The sequence below is a fragment of the Micromonospora sp. NPDC085948 genome (assembly GCF_040686315.1).
GTDB lineage: Bacteria > Actinomycetota > Actinomycetes > Mycobacteriales > Micromonosporaceae > Micromonospora.
The window spans coordinates 192,933-207,747 of sequence record NZ_JBFBJW010000003.1 but is presented as its reverse complement, the minus strand read 5'-3'; the positions used below and the strand labels follow the sequence as shown (position 1 = coordinate 207,747).

The following is a 14,815-nucleotide window of genomic DNA, read 5'->3' as shown; positions in this document are numbered from 1 at the left end:
CGTGGGGACCGCCATGGCGAAGATCTTCCAAGTGTCGGCCCGCGCGGGGATGACCCGCGTCGTCGAGCCGATTGCCCGTGCCCTGCTGCGCGCGGGCGTCACCCCCAATGCCGTCACCGTCGCGGGCACCGTTGGTGTGCTCGTCGGCGCGCTCGGCCTCGGTGCCCGCGGCCATCTGGTCGCGGGCGCGTTGATCGTCACCCTGTTCGCGCTCACCGACCTGCTCGACGGGACGATGGCCCGGATGAGCGGCGGCTCCACCAGGTTCGGCGCGTTCCTCGACTCAAGCATGGACCGGGTCGCCGACAGCGCCGTCTTCGGTGCCGTCGCGTACTGGCTGGCCACCCAGGGCAACTACTCCGGGGTGGCCGCCGCGTTGGTCTGCCTGGCCGCCGGCAGCCTGGTCTCCTACGTCAAGGCACGCGCCGAGGGGCTCGGCATGACCTGCAACGTGGGCATCGCCGAGCGCACCGAGCGGCTGCTGATCGTCGGGGTCGGCGGCATCCTCACCGGCCTGGACGTGAAGCCGGCGCTGGAGATCGCGCTCTGGCTGCTCGCCGCCGTGTCGATCTTCACGGTGGGGCAGCGGATGGCGCACGTCTACCGCCAGGCCCAGCAGCTTCAGCCGGACGGCCAGGCGTGAGCGGCGCGTCCACGGCCCCGCGCCGGGCGACCGGCGGCCGGGCCGCGTGAACCTCACCGAGCTGGGCTACGTCGCCGGCTGGCGGGTGGTCCGCGCGCTACCCCGGCCGCTGGTGGCGGCGGCGTTCCAGGCGGGCGCGGACCGCGCCCACCGCCGCGGCGGAGGGGGTACGGCCCGACTGCGCGCGAACCTGCGCCGGGTGGTCGGCCCGGAGCTGCCCGAGGCCGAGCTGGACGATCTCGTGAAGCGGGGGCTCCGCTCGTACGCCAGGTACTGGATGGAGGCGTTCCGGCTGCCCGCGTTGAGTCGGGCGCAGATCCTGTCCGGCTTCCGACTCGACGGCGCCGAGCTGCTCGCCGCCGACGTGGCCGCGGGCCGGGGCGCCGTGGTGGCCCTTCCCCACGCCGGCAACTACGACGCCGCGGGCGCCTGGGTGGCGGCCACCGGCTGGCCGATCACCACGGTGATGGAACGGCTCAAGCCGGAGGGCGTGTACAAGCGTTTCGTGGCCTTCCGGGGGAGCGTGGGCATGGAGATCCTGCCCACCCACGGGGGGTCGCGTCCGGCGTTCGACGTGCTGCTGGACCGGGTGCGTGCCGGTGCCGTGGTGCCGTTGCTCGCCGACCGGGACCTCTCCGCCCGGGGGGTGGAGGTGGACTTCTTCGGCGGTAGGACCCGGATGCCGGCCGGGCCGGCGCTGCTCGCGTTGCACACCGGAGCGCCGCTGTACGTGGCCTCGATGTGGTACGAATCGGATGCGGCGTGCGCGTCGCTCGCCGGCCCGCTGCCGGTGCCGGGGCCCGAGGCGGGGCCCCTGGACCAGCGGGTCCGGTCGCTGACCCAGCTGATCGCCGACGGTCTGGCGGCGGGTATCGCCCGGCATCCGGAAGACTGGCACATGTTGCAGCGGATGTGGCTGGACCAGCGGGGGTCGGGGGACGGCACGGCGCTGCCCTCCTCGGCCGCCGGTCCGGCCTGAGGAGGTGGTGGGCACGGTGGGACGGTGTGCCGCGGTCGTGGGCGGGGGGCGCTGACGCATGCGGATCGGCATCGTGTGCCCGTACTCCTTCGACGTCCCCGGCGGGGTGCAGAACCACGTGATGGACCTGGCCGAGGCGTTGATCGCGCTCGGCCACGAGGTCAGCGTGCTCGCCCCGGCCGACGAGGATTCGCCGCTGCCGGCGTACGTGGTGTCCGCCGGTCGTGCCGTGCCGCTGCCGTACAACGGTTCGGTGGCCCGGATCGCGTTCGGCCCGGTCTCCACCGCCCGGGTCCGGCGTTGGATCATCAACGGCGACTTCGACGTGCTGCACGTGCACGAGCCGCTCACGCTGAGCCTGTCGCTGCTGGCCGTGCTCTCCGCGCGCGGCCCGGTGGTGGCGACCTTCCACACCGCGATGACCCGGTCCCGGGTGCTGGCCGCCGCGCAGGGTGTGTTGCAGATCGTGTTGGAGCGGATCACCGCCCGGATCGCGGTCAGTGCGCTGGCCCGCAAGGTGCAGGTCGAGCACATGGACGGCGGGGCGGTGGAGATCCCCAACGGGGTGGCCGTGGCGAAGTTCGCCGACGTCGAGCCGTTGCCGGGCTGGCCGGGGGAGTGCGCCCCGGGCACCGGCGGCACCCTGGGCTTCCTGGGCCGGTTCACCGAGGCGCGCAAGGGCTTCCCGGTGCTGCGCGACGCGTTCGTGGCGTTGGCCGCGACCCGGCCGGGGCTGCGGTTGCTGGTCGCCGGCCCGGGCGACCCCGACGACCTGTACGACCAGTTCCCGGCCGACCTGCACGAGCGGGTCACGTTCCTGGGGCTGGTCACCGAACCGGACAAGGCGCGGATGTTGCGCAGTGTGCACCTCTACGTGGCACCGAACACCGGCGGCGAGTCGTTCGGCATGATCCTCACCGAGGCGTTGGCCGCGGGTACCACGGTGGTGGCCAGCGACCTGGACGCGTTCCGGCGGGTGCTCGACGGCGGGCGGGCCGGTCGGCTCTTTCCCACGGGCGACCCGGTGGGGTTGCGCGACGCGGTGACCGAGTTGCTGGACGACCAGGCCGCACGGGCCGCGTTGAGCGCGTGCGGCGATCAGGTCGTGGCGAATTTCGACTGGCCGGTGGTTGCTCGCCGCGTTGTGGAGGTATACGCAGCGGCGATCGAGGCAACCGACGGGCGGGTCATCGACCAGGAATGGGTGGGGCTGGGCTGAGCCGGTGGGACGGATGGTGCGGACGACGACCGGGGTGACCGGTGTGGCCGCGCCCAATCGGAGGCGAAACGGAGCAGCACTACGATGCCGCACATGTGGTGGGTGGTGGCCGCGATCGTGGTCCTGGGGCTGGTCGTGGCGTACCTCGTCTGGACCGCCGGTCGGGTGCAGCGGTTGCAGGGCCGCGCGGAACTGGCGGCGCGGGCACTCGACGCCCACCTGCTGCGCCGGGCCGCGGCGGCCGCCGTGTTGGCCGAGCGGCGCTTCGGTGTCGAGTTGTACGCGGCGGCCCGGATCGCCCTGGACGCCAGCCCGGACGAGCGGGAGGCGGCGGAGAACGACCTGACCCGGCAGTTGCGGGGTGTCCAGTTGGATCCGGGTGATCCGGACTGTGGGTCGGTCATCGCCGCCAGTCGCCGGCTCGCGCTGTCCCGGCAGGTGCACACGGACCTGGTCCGGGACGCCCGCTCGGCGCGGAGTCGCCCGTTGGTGCGGTTGTTGCGGATGGGACGGGGCCGGGAGTGGCCGCGTTACTTCGACATCGACGACCCGACCCTCACCGTCCCGGCGGACGTTCCCGCGAGCTGACCCGGGCGGTCGCCGGGGAGCCGGTGACCAGGGCCACAGGGCAGGCCACCGGGGGTCTGATTGGCTGTCGGTACGGCGTTGACCCGCGCGTAGCATTTTTGCTGCCCCCGCCAGAGCCCGTCCAAGGAGCGATGACCCGTGCCCGAGAACACCGCGTCGAACGCCGGTACCGCCCCCGTCGTCGGAACGGCCCGCGTGAAGCGTGGCATGGCCGAGATGCTCAAGGGCGGCGTGATCATGGATGTGGTCAACGCCGAGCAGGCCAAGATCGCTGAGGACGCGGGCGCGGTCGCGGTGATGGCCCTGGAGCGGGTGCCCGCCGACATCCGCGCGCAGGGCGGGGTGTCCCGGATGAGCGACCCCGACATGATCGACGGGATCATCGGGGCGGTCTCCATCCCGGTGATGGCCAAGGCCCGCATCGGCCACTTCGTGGAGGCGCGGATCCTCCAGTCGCTCGGGGTGGACTACGTCGACGAGTCCGAGGTGCTGACCCCGGCCGACTACGCCAACCACATCGACAAGTGGGCGTTCACGGTGCCCTTCGTCTGTGGCGCGACCAACCTGGGCGAGGCGCTGCGGCGGATCACCGAGGGGGCGGCCATGATCCGCTCCAAGGGTGAGGCGGGCACCGGCGACGTCTCCAACGCCACCACCCACATGCGGAAGATCCGTCAGGAGATCGCCCGGCTGTCGTCGCTGCCGGCCGACGAGCTGTACGTCGCGGCCAAGGAGTTGCAGGCCCCGTACGAGCTGGTCAAGGAGGTCGCCGAGAGCGGCAAGCTGCCGGTGGTGCTGTTCACCGCCGGCGGGATCGCCACCCCGGCCGACGCGGCGATGATGATGCAGCTCGGCGCGGAGGGCGTGTTCGTCGGTTCCGGCATCTTCAAGGCGGGCAACCCGGCTCAGCGGGCCGCCGCGATCGTCAAGGCCACCACCTTCCACGACGACCCGGACGTGCTGGCGAAGGTCTCCCGTGGTCTGGGCGAGGCCATGGTCGGCATCAACGTCGACGAGATCCCGCAGCCGCACCGCCTGGCCGAGCGGGGTTGGTAGGCATGGGCGCACCCACCATCGGTGTGCTCGCGCTCCAGGGCGATGTCCGGGAGCACCTGGCGGCGTTGGCCGCGGCGGGCGCGGACGCCCGCGCGGTCCGCCGTCCGACGGAACTGGACGCGGTGGACGGCCTGGTCGTCCCCGGCGGTGAGTCCACCACCATCAGCAAACTCGCCGACATCTTCGAGATGCGCGAGCCGATCGACAAGCGCGTCGCCGACGGCATGCCGGTCTACGGCTCCTGCGCGGGCATGATCATGTTGGCGACCGAGGTGCTCGACGGTCGACCCGACCAGCGGGGCTTCGCCGGTATCGACATGACCGTGCGGCGCAACGCGTTCGGCCGGCAGGTCGACTCGTTCGAGGCGCCGGTGACCATCACCGGGGTGGCGGGTGAGCCGTTCCACGCGGTCTTCATCCGGGCGCCGTGGGTCGAGCGGGTCGGCGCCGGGGTGCAGGTGATCGGGTCGGTGACCGGTGGGCCGGCGGCCGACCGGATCGTGGCGGTCCGCCAGGGCAACCTGCTGGCCACCTCGTTCCACCCGGAGCTGACCGGTGACCTGCGCGTGCACGCGTACTTCGTGGATCTGGTCCGCACCGCTTCGGCGTGACCCGTCGCTCAGCCGGCGACCGCGCGCAGGTGCCCCGGGCGGCGGCCCGCCAACTCGTCGAGCGCGGTCGCCGTGGCGGCGTCGGCGGGCAACTGCACCACCAGTCGCTGCGGGTCGGCCTCGGCCAGCTCCAGCGTCTCGACGTCGAGGCGGAGCAGCCCCGCGTCCGGGTGGCGCACCGTCAGCAGGCCGGCCCGTGCGGCGGTCACCGGTCGCCGCCGCCAGCGGTCGGTGAACGGCGCTCCCACGGTCCGGGCCAGCCGCTCGGCGAACGCGTCGCTGGCCGGGTCGCCGCGGCGCAGCAGGTGCAGCTGCGCGACCTGCTGGTCGGCCACCGCCGACCACTGCGGGTAGTGCTCGCGGGCCCGCTCGTCGGTCAGCACGAACCACACCAGGTTCGGTTGCGATCCGTCCAGCAGGCCGAGCGGGCGGGCCAGCCGGTCGAACGGTTCGTTCCAGGCCAGCACGTCGCCGAGTCGGTTGAGCACGTACGCCGGGGTGTCGCGTAGCGCGTCGAGCATGGCGCGGACCGTTGGCCGTACGGTGCGGGACACCGTCGGCCGGTCGCCCGAGCAGAGGTGCCGGGCGTGCTGGGCCGAGGCGAGCTGCCGCAGGTGTTCCCGGTCGGCGCTGTCCAGGCGCAGCGCGTCGGCGAGCGCGGCGAGGATCTCCGGCGACGGCCGGGTGTCGCGGCCCTGCTCCAGCCGGGTCAGGTACTCCACACTGACCTGCGCCAACGTCGCCAGCTCGGCCCGGCGCAGCCCCGGGGTGCGTCGGCGCGGCCCCTCGGCGAGACCGACCTCGGCCGGTTGCCGCGCCTCGCGGCGACTGCGCAGGAACGCGCCCAGCTCTCCGTCCATCACCGACCCAGTCTGGCAGCCGGCGCTGGCCGATGGGTGTCCCTGGCAGGGCCATCCTCGCGGCGGTCTCCCCGGCCCGTCCCGTCGCGCACAGGATCGTGGTCATGACAAACGCACAGAGCCCAGGACCGCTGCGGATCGGTCTGATCGTGGGCAGCACCCGTCCCGGCCGGCGCGGCGCGGCGATCGCCCGGTGGGCCATGGAGGTCACCGAGCGGCACGAGGCGGTCCGCGCCGGGGACGCCGTCTGCACGCTCGTCGACCTCGCGGAGCAGGAGTTGCCACTGCTCGACGAGCCGGTGCCGGCACTGTTCGGCGACTACCGGCACCCGCACACCCGGCGGTGGGCGGCGGTGGTGGACGCCTGCGACGCCTTCGTCTTCGTCACCCCGGACTACAACCGCTCGATCCCGGCCGCACTCAAGAACGGCATCGACTACCTGTACGCGGAGTGGACCGACAAGGTGGCCGGGGTGCTGAGCTACGGCGTGCAGGGCGGTAACCGGGCAGCCGACCACCTGCGGGCGATTCTGACCGAGGTACGGACGGTGGTGGTGCCGACCGGAGTGGCCCTGTCGATCTTCACCGACTTCGACTCCACGGGGGCCGACCCGGGTGACCCGACCGCCGGTCGGTTCGCGCCGGGTGACGGCCGGGAGGCAGAGTTGTCCGCCATGCTCGCCGAGGTCGTGACCTGGTCCCGAGCGCGGCGTTCGGTCGACCCGGCACGGGTGGCGGCCGGTGCCGCGGAGCTGGTGGGCTGAGATGGAGACCATGCTGATCCGGTACCGGGTGCGTCCCGAGCACCTGGCCGAACATCTGCGGCTGCTCGGGGCCGTCCACGAGGAGTTGGCCCGGACCAACCCCGCCGGCCTGCGCTACCTGACGTTGCGGCTCGACGGTGGCCGGAGTTTCGTCGAGGTCGTGCTGGGTCCGGACCTGCCCGGTCCGCTGCCCGCAATGGAGTCGTTCCGGCGCTACCGGGCCGGGCTGGATGATCGGTGCGACGAACGGTCGATGGTCGAGTGCACGGTGACGGGGTCGTACGGATTCGGGATGTGACTCCGTTTTCCCCACGTCTGCCCGATTCGGGCGGGCGTGGGGAGGTCGCCGCGCGCGGTGCATGACAGCGACCCGGGGGACGTCGGTAGGATTGCGGAGATTCGGCAGGGCCATCTGCCCGCCACGGCTTCCACCAGAGCTGACCGGCACCTCCGCGTGCGCCGGCGGGAGCGGGGCGTGAGCGGTGCGGTCGATGCAGCCGGCGGCTAGCAACGGAGGTAGAAGATGTCCGGCCACTCAAAGTGGGCGACGACCAAGCACAAGAAGGCCGTCATCGACGCCAAGCGCGGCAAGATGTTCGCCAAGCTGATCAAGAACGTCGAGGTGGCCGCACGGATCGGCGGCGGCGACCCCACCGGCAACCCGACGCTCTTCGACGCCATCCAGAAGGCGAAGAAGAGTTCGGTCCCGAACGACAACATCGACCGCGCGGTCAAGCGGGGCTCCGGCCTGGAGGCAGGCGGCGCCGACTGGCAGACGATCATGTATGAGGGCTACGGGCCCAACGGCGTCGCCCTGCTGATCGAGTGCCTCACCGACAACCGCAACCGGGCGGCGACCGAGGTGCGTACCGCGCTGACCCGCAACGGCGGCTCGCTCGCCGACGCCGGCTCGGTGTCGTACATGTTCTCCCGCAAGGGCGTGGTGATCGTGCCGAAGGAGGCCACGTCCGAGGAGGACGTGATGATGGCCGTCCTCGACGCCGGCGCCGAGGAGGTCAACGACCTCGGTGAGGCGTACGAGGTGGTCTCCGAGCCGACCGACCTCGTCGGAGTGCGCACCGCGTTGCAGGACGCCGGCATCGAGTACGAGTCGGCCGAGTCCTCTCTCGTCCCCAGCATGAACGTGCCGCTGGACGAGGACGGCGCCCGCAAGATCTTCAAGCTGATCGACGTCCTGGAAGACTGCGACGACGTGCAGAACGTCTACGCGAACTTCGACGTCAGCGACGACGTGATGGCCGCGGTCGACGCCTGACCCACGTACGGTCGCGCTGATTCCCGCCGGGCCACCCGTCGCCCGGCGGGAGTCAGCGGCCCGACCTGCTCCGCCGTCGACCCGGGCGGAGCGTCCGCGCCGCCCGGCGCCCCGCGACTCGGTACGATCCGTCGGTGAGCGAGGACGTGCTGGCGGAGTTGGTGCTGGACCGGTTCGCGCCGGGCGACGTGGTCGTGCGGCGTGAGATCCTGCGCGGCGAGGTGTGGTTCGGCTGCCCGACGATCGTCGTCGAGGATTCGCCCGACCTGCTCGCCCTCTACCTTCCGCCGGGCGCCGAGTTCGGCTTCCCCACCGCTGGCGTCTTCCCGTGTGGGCGTCACCCGTGGGAGACCGCCGGGCACCGCTCCTGGTCGGGGCACGGCAAGCTGATGCTGCAACGCCCCGGTGAGGCGCACTCCGTCGACGTCTTCTGGACCGGCCCCGGGCGCGACTTCGCCGGTTGGTACTTCAACCTCCAGGACCCGGTCCGGCGTACGCCGATCGGGGTGGACACGCTGGACCACGAGTTGGACCTGTGGTGGGGCGCGGACGCCGACTCCTACGTCTGGAAGGACGTGGAGATCTTCGCCCAGCGTCTCGTCGAGGGCCGCTATCCGGGCATGGGGGATGCCATCCAGGCCGAGGGTGACCGGATCGCGGCGCTGCTCGACGCGGGGCAGCGCTGGTGGGATCCGGCGTGGGCGGCGTGGCAGCCCGACCCGGCCTGGTCGGCGTCGCCGCTGCCCGCCGGCTGGGATCGGGTGCCGCCGGCCCGCTGAGCGGCCGTCGATCCACCGGAGTCGTCAGCCTCCCGGCAGGCCGTCGACCAGGAACATCTGGTCCGCGCCGTTGGTGCACCGCTCGACGAGCGCCTCGGCCGACACCTCGGTGTCGTCGTCGCGGAGCCCGACGCACAGGTCCGAACTGGTCAGCCGGATGCGGTACGAGGCCGGCGCGGCCGCGGTCGGCTCGAAGCGGAACAGTTGGAACGGGTCGGTCGTGCTGCACCTCTGCGTTGGTTCGAGCAGGTTCTGGCCGGGGTTGCCGTCGATGACGCTCAGGCAGCCCGTCCCGTGCTCCGGGTGGTCCCACTTGATGAAGTACAGCCCGCCGGCCGCCGGCTCCAGGTAGGTGTCGGGTGGGGTGGCGTCCGCGCAGGGACGCTGCACCATCACCTCGCTCCGATAGCGGCCGGTGCGGTCGTGCCCCTCGCTGAGGCAGAGCTGCGGGCTGCGGGCTGGGCGGATCTGGCTCAGGCGTGCGTTCGGCCCGATCGTCGGACTGGTGTCGACGTCCGGGGTGGCCGAGGGACCGTCGGATGTCGAACTGGCCGGTGCGCCGCGCTGGCCGGTGTCCTGGTCGTCGTCGGGGCGCTGGATCCAGAAGCCCAGACCGAGCACCGCCAGCAGGGCCCCGACGACGACGAGCGTCAGCGGCGTACGCCGGGCGAACCAGCGCGCCCGGTCCGGGGTTTCGCGCTCCACCACGGGTGCGGTGCTGCCGCTCGGCCGGCCCTCGGCAGTGCTGCTGGTCGACGGCGACGGGTCCGAGGTGGTGTCGTCGTCGGTCGGCTGCTGGTCCGGCCCGGTCGGTGTGTACGCACCCACCGCGAGACGGTGCCGCGCCCGTAGCCATGTCTCGACCTGATCCTCGGCACCGCAGGCGCGAACGAACGCGGCCACCACCTCCGGTCGCGGCAATGTGGAGCGGCGCAGGATGTCCGCCGCGGTGCTGCGAGCCAGCACGTCACCCGCCGCCGAGGCGCGCTGCTCCAGTTGCCGGTACGTGAGTCGCGACCGGTCCTTGAGCTGACGCAGCATCTCGATGAACTCGGTCGGGTCGGCCGCCTCGTCCGGTCGAAGTTCCCCCGTGGTCATCGTCCAATTCTCCTGATATCGGCGGGTCGGTGGCAAGTCAACGTCGAGCGACTGTCCGAGATGGTCGGACAAGACCCGGACAAGCCGCCCTGAGCTGCCTGGACATCGCAGCCCCTCGAGCAGGGCATTGTTCTCGTGGAAGGGCTTATCTAGCGTCTTTTCTCGATGGCCGTGCCGCTGGTCGCGGATGGCCGGTGGGCTCGGACCCGCACCGGTCCGAGCCGGACGAATCGACAACACGGGGGGACTTGATGGATGACGCTGCCCGGGATCCGGTGCCACAGGTGGCCACGGCGAGCGAGTACGTGGCGTTGCTCAGGGACGTGCGACGGCGCTCCGGCCTGACCTATCGGGAGATCGCCCGACGCGCCTCGGCGGCGGGACACTGGCTGCCGCCGAGCACCCTCGCCTCGATGCTGGGGCGGACAACGCTGCCTCGGGAGCGTATCGTCCTGTCGCTGCTGGTGGCCTGCGGCATGACGGCGGCCGAGGTCGACCGATGGGTGGAGATGCGGAGGGGCCTCGAGGCGCGCCTCAGCGAGCGGGATCGGTCAGAGAGCCACGCGGCACCGACCGACGTCGCCCCGTCCGCGACCGCCCAGGTGGGCGTCGGCCCCAGCGTCGGACCGGCAACGCCGCGACCCGGGGCGCCCTGGCCGTCCCGTCGCTGGCTCCGTCTGGCGACGCTCGCGGTGCTCGGCGTGCTGACGGTCGGGATCTCCGGTGCGCTGCTACCCGGTGCGGCGGGCTGGAGGTGCCGGCGGACGGCTGGTTCGGCTCGGACACCACCAGCCGGGTGATCGCCTTCCAGGCGCTGGGTGGCCTGCCGGTGAGTGGGACAGTGGATGGGCGGGTGCTGGACGCATTGTCGGGCGAGCCGATCGTGCCGGCGACCTGGCCGGAGGACCGGATCGGCAAGCACCTACGGCGGGTGGGTGACGCTCCCCGTTCGGCCCGTGGACCGGACGGGGAGCGTCCCCCCGTTCACACCGACTGACGGCTCACGGCCGCAGGCGGTTGGCGTAGACGTACGCCCCGACGGCGTCGCCGGTGGCGATCCCGGCTTCGGCGTCGAATCGGTAGTGCACGCCCAGGTAGATCCGGCTTAGCGCGTTCTCCTCGGCGGCATGACCGAAGCCGCTCATACGCCGGACGACGCCCTCTGCGTGCGGATCGTCGGTGGTGGCGTCGAAGGCGATCGCGTCGGTGCCGAAGAACCTGCGCATCACCGCCGCCCAGGCCCCGGCGAAGGTGGCGTGCCCGGAGACGTAGGCCGGGAAGGCCGGCGAGAACGAGACGCCGTTCGTGTCCTGCGACAGCGGCTGCCATCCGCCGCCGATCGCGCTCTCCGGCCGCCACAGGTCGATCTCGGTCAGGTACTTGGCGTCCCAGGCGGCGATGGCGGCGTCGGCGAGTGCCAGGGCGACCAGCCCGAAGAGCCGAGCGTTGGCCAGGATGCCGAGTTTCCGCTGCTTGGCAACGATCTGGGTGTGCTCGAAGAGTTGGCCCGGTGGCCGGTAGGTGGCCGCGAGGTCGTTGGCCCAGAAGAACGCGATCTGCGTCTGGTCGGAGGTGCGCAGAGACTGTCCCTTGGCGCCGTATGCGCGGACCTCCTCGACCTGGTCGACGTACTCCTGCTTGCCGAGCAGGTCCTCGTAGTCGACGGCGTCGGCGGGTAGGTCCGGCCGGAACTGGTCGCCGGAGGTCAGCGCGAACGGGGTGACCAGGCCCCACTTCGGGCTGATCGCGTCCTCGCCGTCGGTGGGTCGCCACGACCCCGGCACCCCCTCCACCTGGTACGGATCCTCGTTGTCGGAGCCGTCGTTGGTGCGGGCCTGAAGGTTCGCGGCGGCGGCTGCGGCGCCGACCGTGTTGCCTCGCGTGACCTCTGCGCCATTCACGCCGGACGGCCGGCGGGCAACGGCCCGATCCATGGCCGAGGAGAAGGAGCGGTCGTACAGAGCGGTCAGCACGTCGTGCGCCGCCTGGTCGATGGCCGCGTGCAGGGACGGTGCCACGACGTTGTCCATGGTGCCCGGGTAGCTGACCGGCACCCGTACCCGGTAGGGATTGCCGACCCCGGTGACCGAGACGGCGGCGTCGTGCATCGCCGCGTGCAGGATGGCCGCCTGTCGGGACAGGGCGGTGGGCGGTAAAGGCAGACCCTTGAAGGTGTCCAGCAGGATGCCGTTCCAGTACAGGACAGGGTCGGTGTTCGGGTCGACGGCCAACGGTGTGAGCGAGATGTTGTCCAACCGGACCGTCGAGGCGGCATGCCCGCCGAAGTGGAACAGGAGCACCGCTCTGGGGTCACCGAACGGCGAGGCGAAGTCGAAGGTGAACCGGCGCATCGTGGACGTCAGCGTGACGTTCTGGTCGACCGCGGAGGTGAAGGGCGTGTTCGCCCGGGAGACCGAGACGCGCAGCGGGCGGCTGACGTCGGCGGAGGCGTCAAACTGCAGCCGGTACGGCTGCGCGGCCGTCACCCCGAACTCGAAGTGGCCGACCAGGTCCTCGTAGGTGGGGTCGTCGACTGTCGCGCTGGTGCGGATGCGCAGCTGCCCGGCGTTGACCGTCGTGCTGGTCGAGGCGAGGCGGGTCCACCAGGGCTGGGTGCTGCCGTTGTCGAACGTGCCGTTGAGGATGAGGTCGCCCGGGGCGGCGGCGGCCGGCGCGGGCCGGACGAGGGCCGCGAGGGTGCTGGCGAGGACGACTGCGAGCAGCATGCTGAGCAGGCGACGGAGTTGCCGTCCGTGGTTGTGGTGCCGCGGGTCGATCGGTGGGTTCATCGAGAGCCTTTCCGGTCCGGGACCGGCGACGACGAGGTCGTTGCCGTGAGGATCGGCTCACCGTAGGAGCGTTCGCCCTGTTCACGGCCTGCGAACAACGGTCGGAACGCTGCCGCACACAGCGGGCGCCGGTGTCCCTTGAGGACACCGACGCCCGCTGGGCGAACCCAAGACTCAGCCGATCGTCTCCCGCTCCCGCCACGCGGTCCGCAGGGAGGTGCGGCCGTTGGTGCGCAGCAGCGATCCCTCGTACACCCGGGCGCCGGCGAGCAGGAACGCGCCGGTGGCGAGCAGCAGGACGACAAGCGAGACGAACGGCTCCCAACCGGCCGCGTCGCCGGTGAACAGCCGCAACGGCATGGCCGTGGGCGACGAGAACGGCAGGTACGACAGCACCCGCATCGCTGTCGCGTTGTCGTTCAGGAAGATCACCGCGAAGAACGGCAGCATGACGGCGAGCTGCACGGGTGTCGACACGGCGGCGAGGTCCTCCTGCCGGTTGGCGAGCGCTCCGGCTGCCGCCCACATCGCGGCGAGCAGCACGAAACCGAACAGGAAGAACGGCACGAACCAGCCGATCGCCGGGGCGAGCAGGCTGAGCAGGTCGCCGCTGTCGCCGATCTGCATGCCGATCACCGCCACCACGGCGATGAGCGCGATCTGTGCGAACGCCAGGATGCCGCCGGCCACCACCTTGCCGGCCAGCAACGCCCGTACCGGCACCGCCGCGACGAGGATCTCCACGATGCGGGTCTGCTTCTCCTCGGTGACGCTCTGCGCGATCTGCAGGCCGAAGGTCTGCGAGGTGATGAAGAAGACGAACGCGAAGACGAACGGCACCAGGAACGCCACCACCGGGTCGACCGCGTCCGGGTCGAGCAACTGCACCGGCGGCGAGCTGCTCAGCGCCTGGACCACGTCGGTGGGGGACTCGTCCATCGCGAGAACCTTCGGACCGGCGACCACCGCCGCGTCCACGTCACCGTCGCGGACGGCCTGCTCGGCGGCCCGGTCGTCGGCCACCACCCGGACGTCGAGTCCGGCGTCCCGCAGCGGCCCGGCCGCCTTCTGGGTGACGGCCACCGTGTCCGGACCGCCGGAGAGCAGCGGCGGCAGGATGGTGCCCGCCGCGGCGATCAGCAGGAAGAAGAGCGTGCCGAACAGGAAGGTACGGTCGCGCAGCTTGACGCGGATCTCCCGTTCGGCGACCAGCCGGGTGGCCTGGGTGATGTTCACTGGGTGACCTCTCGGAAGATCTCGGTGAGCGAGGGGCTGACCGGGCGGAAGGCGCGCACCGGGCCGCGCGCGAGGGCCGCCTGCAACACGGGCTGTTCGTCGGCGTCGGCCGGCAGGTCGAAGACCACCCGCGGGCCGTCCAGCTCGACCAGGGTCACCCCGGGTTGGTCGCGTACCCAACCGGCGTCGGTCGCCACCACCAACTCGTAGCGGGGCACGGTGTAGGACTCGCGCAGCTGCTGTCGGCTGCCGGCGGCCCGGATCGTCCCGTCCCCGATGATCACCAGGTCGTCGCAGAGGCGTTCCACGACGTCGAGCTGGTGGCTGGAGAACAGCACCGGCACGCCGGCCGAGGCCCGTTCCCGCAGCACGGTGACGACGGTGTCGACGGCGAGGGGGTCGAGGCCGGAGAACGGCTCGTCGAGCACCAGCACCTCGGGGTCGTGCACCAGGGCGGCCGCGATCTGCGCGCGTTGCTGGTTGCCCAGCGACAGCGTCTCCAGCAGGTCGTCACCGCGTTCACCGAGGCCGACCCGGTCCAGCAGCGCGTCGGTGGCCCGCCGGGCGGCGGGCGCGTCCAGGCCGTGCAGCCGGCCCAGGTACGTCACCTGCTCCCGGGTGGTCATCTTGGGGTAGAGGCCCCGCTCCTCCGGCATGTAGCCGAAGCGCCGCCGGTCCCGCGGGGTCAACGTGCTGCCGCCCCAGCTCACCTCACCGGCGTCGGGGGCGAGCACACCCAGGATGATGCGCATGGTGGTGGTCTTGCCGGCGCCGTTGGCGCCCACGAAGCCGGTCATCCGGCCGGCGGCCACCTCGAAGGACACGTTCTTGAGCACCTGCCGGTCGCCGAAGCTACGGTCGACGCCGTCGAGGCGAAGCGTTCTGGTCACCAGTCCACGCTAGATCGAACACCCCGC

Annotated in this window: 17 protein-coding genes; 12 read left to right on the top strand and 5 right to left on the bottom strand. The window is 71.9% G+C overall.

Features of this window, described 5'->3' with window-relative positions; all coding sequences use genetic code 11:
- Positions 1–13: 13 nt before the first annotated feature.
- The 6 genes from pgsA (at position 14) to pdxT (ending at position 5,096) form a co-directional block, all read left to right on the top strand.
- A complete protein-coding gene (pgsA, locus tag AB0O48_RS10575) occupies positions 14–643 on the top strand; it encodes a phosphatidylinositol phosphate synthase (RefSeq protein ID WP_357245376.1) in 630 nt (209 codons plus the stop codon).
- A gap of 46 nt (positions 644–689) precedes the next feature.
- On the top strand, positions 690–1,622 hold the full coding sequence (locus AB0O48_RS10570) for a phosphatidylinositol mannoside acyltransferase (protein ID WP_357245374.1): 933 nt from the start codon (positions 690–692) through the stop codon (positions 1,620–1,622).
- Between the two features lie 58 nt (positions 1,623–1,680).
- Positions 1,681–2,841 carry a glycosyltransferase family 4 protein gene (locus tag AB0O48_RS10565; RefSeq protein ID WP_365064666.1) on the top strand — a complete coding sequence of 387 codons (1,161 nt, stop codon included), beginning with the start codon at positions 1,681–1,683 and terminating at the stop codon, positions 2,839–2,841.
- 84 nt (positions 2,842–2,925) lie between these two features.
- Positions 2,926–3,429, top strand: coding sequence for a hypothetical protein (locus AB0O48_RS10560; protein ID WP_357245370.1), 504 nt, complete (start codon positions 2,926–2,928; stop codon positions 3,427–3,429).
- A 138-nt stretch (positions 3,430–3,567) separates the two neighbouring features.
- The gene (gene pdxS, locus AB0O48_RS10555; RefSeq protein WP_357245368.1) at positions 3,568–4,485 is read left to right on the top strand and encodes a pyridoxal 5'-phosphate synthase lyase subunit PdxS; all 918 of its coding nucleotides are present in this window, start codon (positions 3,568–3,570) and stop codon (positions 4,483–4,485) included.
- Between the two features lie 2 nt (positions 4,486–4,487).
- Positions 4,488–5,096 (top strand): pyridoxal 5'-phosphate synthase glutaminase subunit PdxT, encoded by a 609-nt coding sequence (gene pdxT / locus AB0O48_RS10550; protein ID WP_357245366.1) that lies wholly within the window; start codon positions 4,488–4,490, stop codon positions 5,094–5,096.
- 8 nt (positions 5,097–5,104) lie between these two features.
- Here pdxT and AB0O48_RS10545 read toward each other — a convergent pair whose 3' ends face one another.
- Positions 5,105–5,956, bottom strand: coding sequence for a helix-turn-helix transcriptional regulator (locus AB0O48_RS10545; RefSeq protein WP_357246153.1), 852 nt, complete (start codon positions 5,954–5,956; stop codon positions 5,105–5,107).
- Between the two features lie 104 nt (positions 5,957–6,060).
- On the opposite strand from AB0O48_RS10545, the gene AB0O48_RS10540 reads away from it, so the two are divergent.
- The 4 genes from AB0O48_RS10540 to AB0O48_RS10525 all read left to right on the top strand — a co-directional run bounded on the left by AB0O48_RS10540 (position 6,061) and on the right by AB0O48_RS10525 (position 8,775).
- On the top strand, positions 6,061–6,720 hold the full coding sequence (locus AB0O48_RS10540) for an NADPH-dependent FMN reductase (protein WP_365064660.1): 660 nt from the start codon (positions 6,061–6,063) through the stop codon (positions 6,718–6,720).
- A 1-nt stretch (position 6,721) separates the two neighbouring features.
- Positions 6,722–7,018 (top strand): hypothetical protein, encoded by a 297-nt coding sequence (locus tag AB0O48_RS10535; protein ID WP_357245362.1) that lies wholly within the window; start codon positions 6,722–6,724, stop codon positions 7,016–7,018.
- Positions 7,019–7,243: 225 nt separating this feature from the next.
- On the top strand, positions 7,244–7,996 hold the full coding sequence (locus AB0O48_RS10530) for a YebC/PmpR family DNA-binding transcriptional regulator (protein WP_357245360.1): 753 nt from the start codon (positions 7,244–7,246) through the stop codon (positions 7,994–7,996).
- A gap of 134 nt (positions 7,997–8,130) precedes the next feature.
- Complete coding sequence (locus tag AB0O48_RS10525; RefSeq protein WP_357245358.1) at positions 8,131–8,775, top strand: DUF402 domain-containing protein; 645 nt, start codon at positions 8,131–8,133, stop codon at positions 8,773–8,775.
- A 24-nt stretch (positions 8,776–8,799) separates the two neighbouring features.
- Here the strand turns inward: AB0O48_RS10525 and AB0O48_RS10520 are convergent, their stop codons facing one another.
- Positions 8,800–9,873 (bottom strand): helix-turn-helix domain-containing protein, encoded by a 1,074-nt coding sequence (locus AB0O48_RS10520; protein WP_357569889.1) that lies wholly within the window; start codon positions 9,871–9,873, stop codon positions 8,800–8,802.
- A gap of 251 nt (positions 9,874–10,124) precedes the next feature.
- Here AB0O48_RS10520 and AB0O48_RS10515 point away from each other — a divergent pair, with 251 nt between their 5' ends.
- Both AB0O48_RS10515 and AB0O48_RS10510 read left to right on the top strand, forming a co-directional pair.
- Positions 10,125–10,673 carry a helix-turn-helix transcriptional regulator gene (locus tag AB0O48_RS10515; protein WP_357569888.1) on the top strand — a complete coding sequence of 183 codons (549 nt, stop codon included), beginning with the start codon at positions 10,125–10,127 and terminating at the stop codon, positions 10,671–10,673.
- Positions 10,670–10,870 (top strand): hypothetical protein, encoded by a 201-nt coding sequence (locus tag AB0O48_RS10510; protein WP_357245353.1) that lies wholly within the window; start codon positions 10,670–10,672, stop codon positions 10,868–10,870. The genes AB0O48_RS10515 and AB0O48_RS10510 overlap by 4 nt, the downstream gene beginning before the upstream one ends.
- Before the next feature lie 4 nt (positions 10,871–10,874).
- Here AB0O48_RS10510 and AB0O48_RS10505 read toward each other — a convergent pair whose 3' ends face one another.
- From AB0O48_RS10505 to AB0O48_RS10495, 3 genes are all read right to left on the bottom strand, one after another.
- Positions 10,875–12,662: a carbohydrate binding domain-containing protein gene (locus tag AB0O48_RS10505; protein ID WP_357245351.1), complete on the bottom strand. Its 1,788-nt coding sequence runs from the start codon at positions 12,660–12,662 to the stop codon at positions 10,875–10,877.
- Positions 12,663–12,836: 174 nt separating this feature from the next.
- Positions 12,837–13,898 (bottom strand): ABC transporter permease, encoded by a 1,062-nt coding sequence (locus AB0O48_RS10500; RefSeq protein ID WP_357569887.1) that lies wholly within the window; start codon positions 13,896–13,898, stop codon positions 12,837–12,839.
- A complete protein-coding gene (locus tag AB0O48_RS10495; RefSeq protein WP_357569886.1) occupies positions 13,895–14,788 on the bottom strand; it encodes an ATP-binding cassette domain-containing protein in 894 nt (297 codons plus the stop codon). The genes AB0O48_RS10500 and AB0O48_RS10495 overlap by 4 nt, the downstream gene beginning before the upstream one ends.
- Positions 14,789–14,815 lie beyond the last annotated feature (27 nt).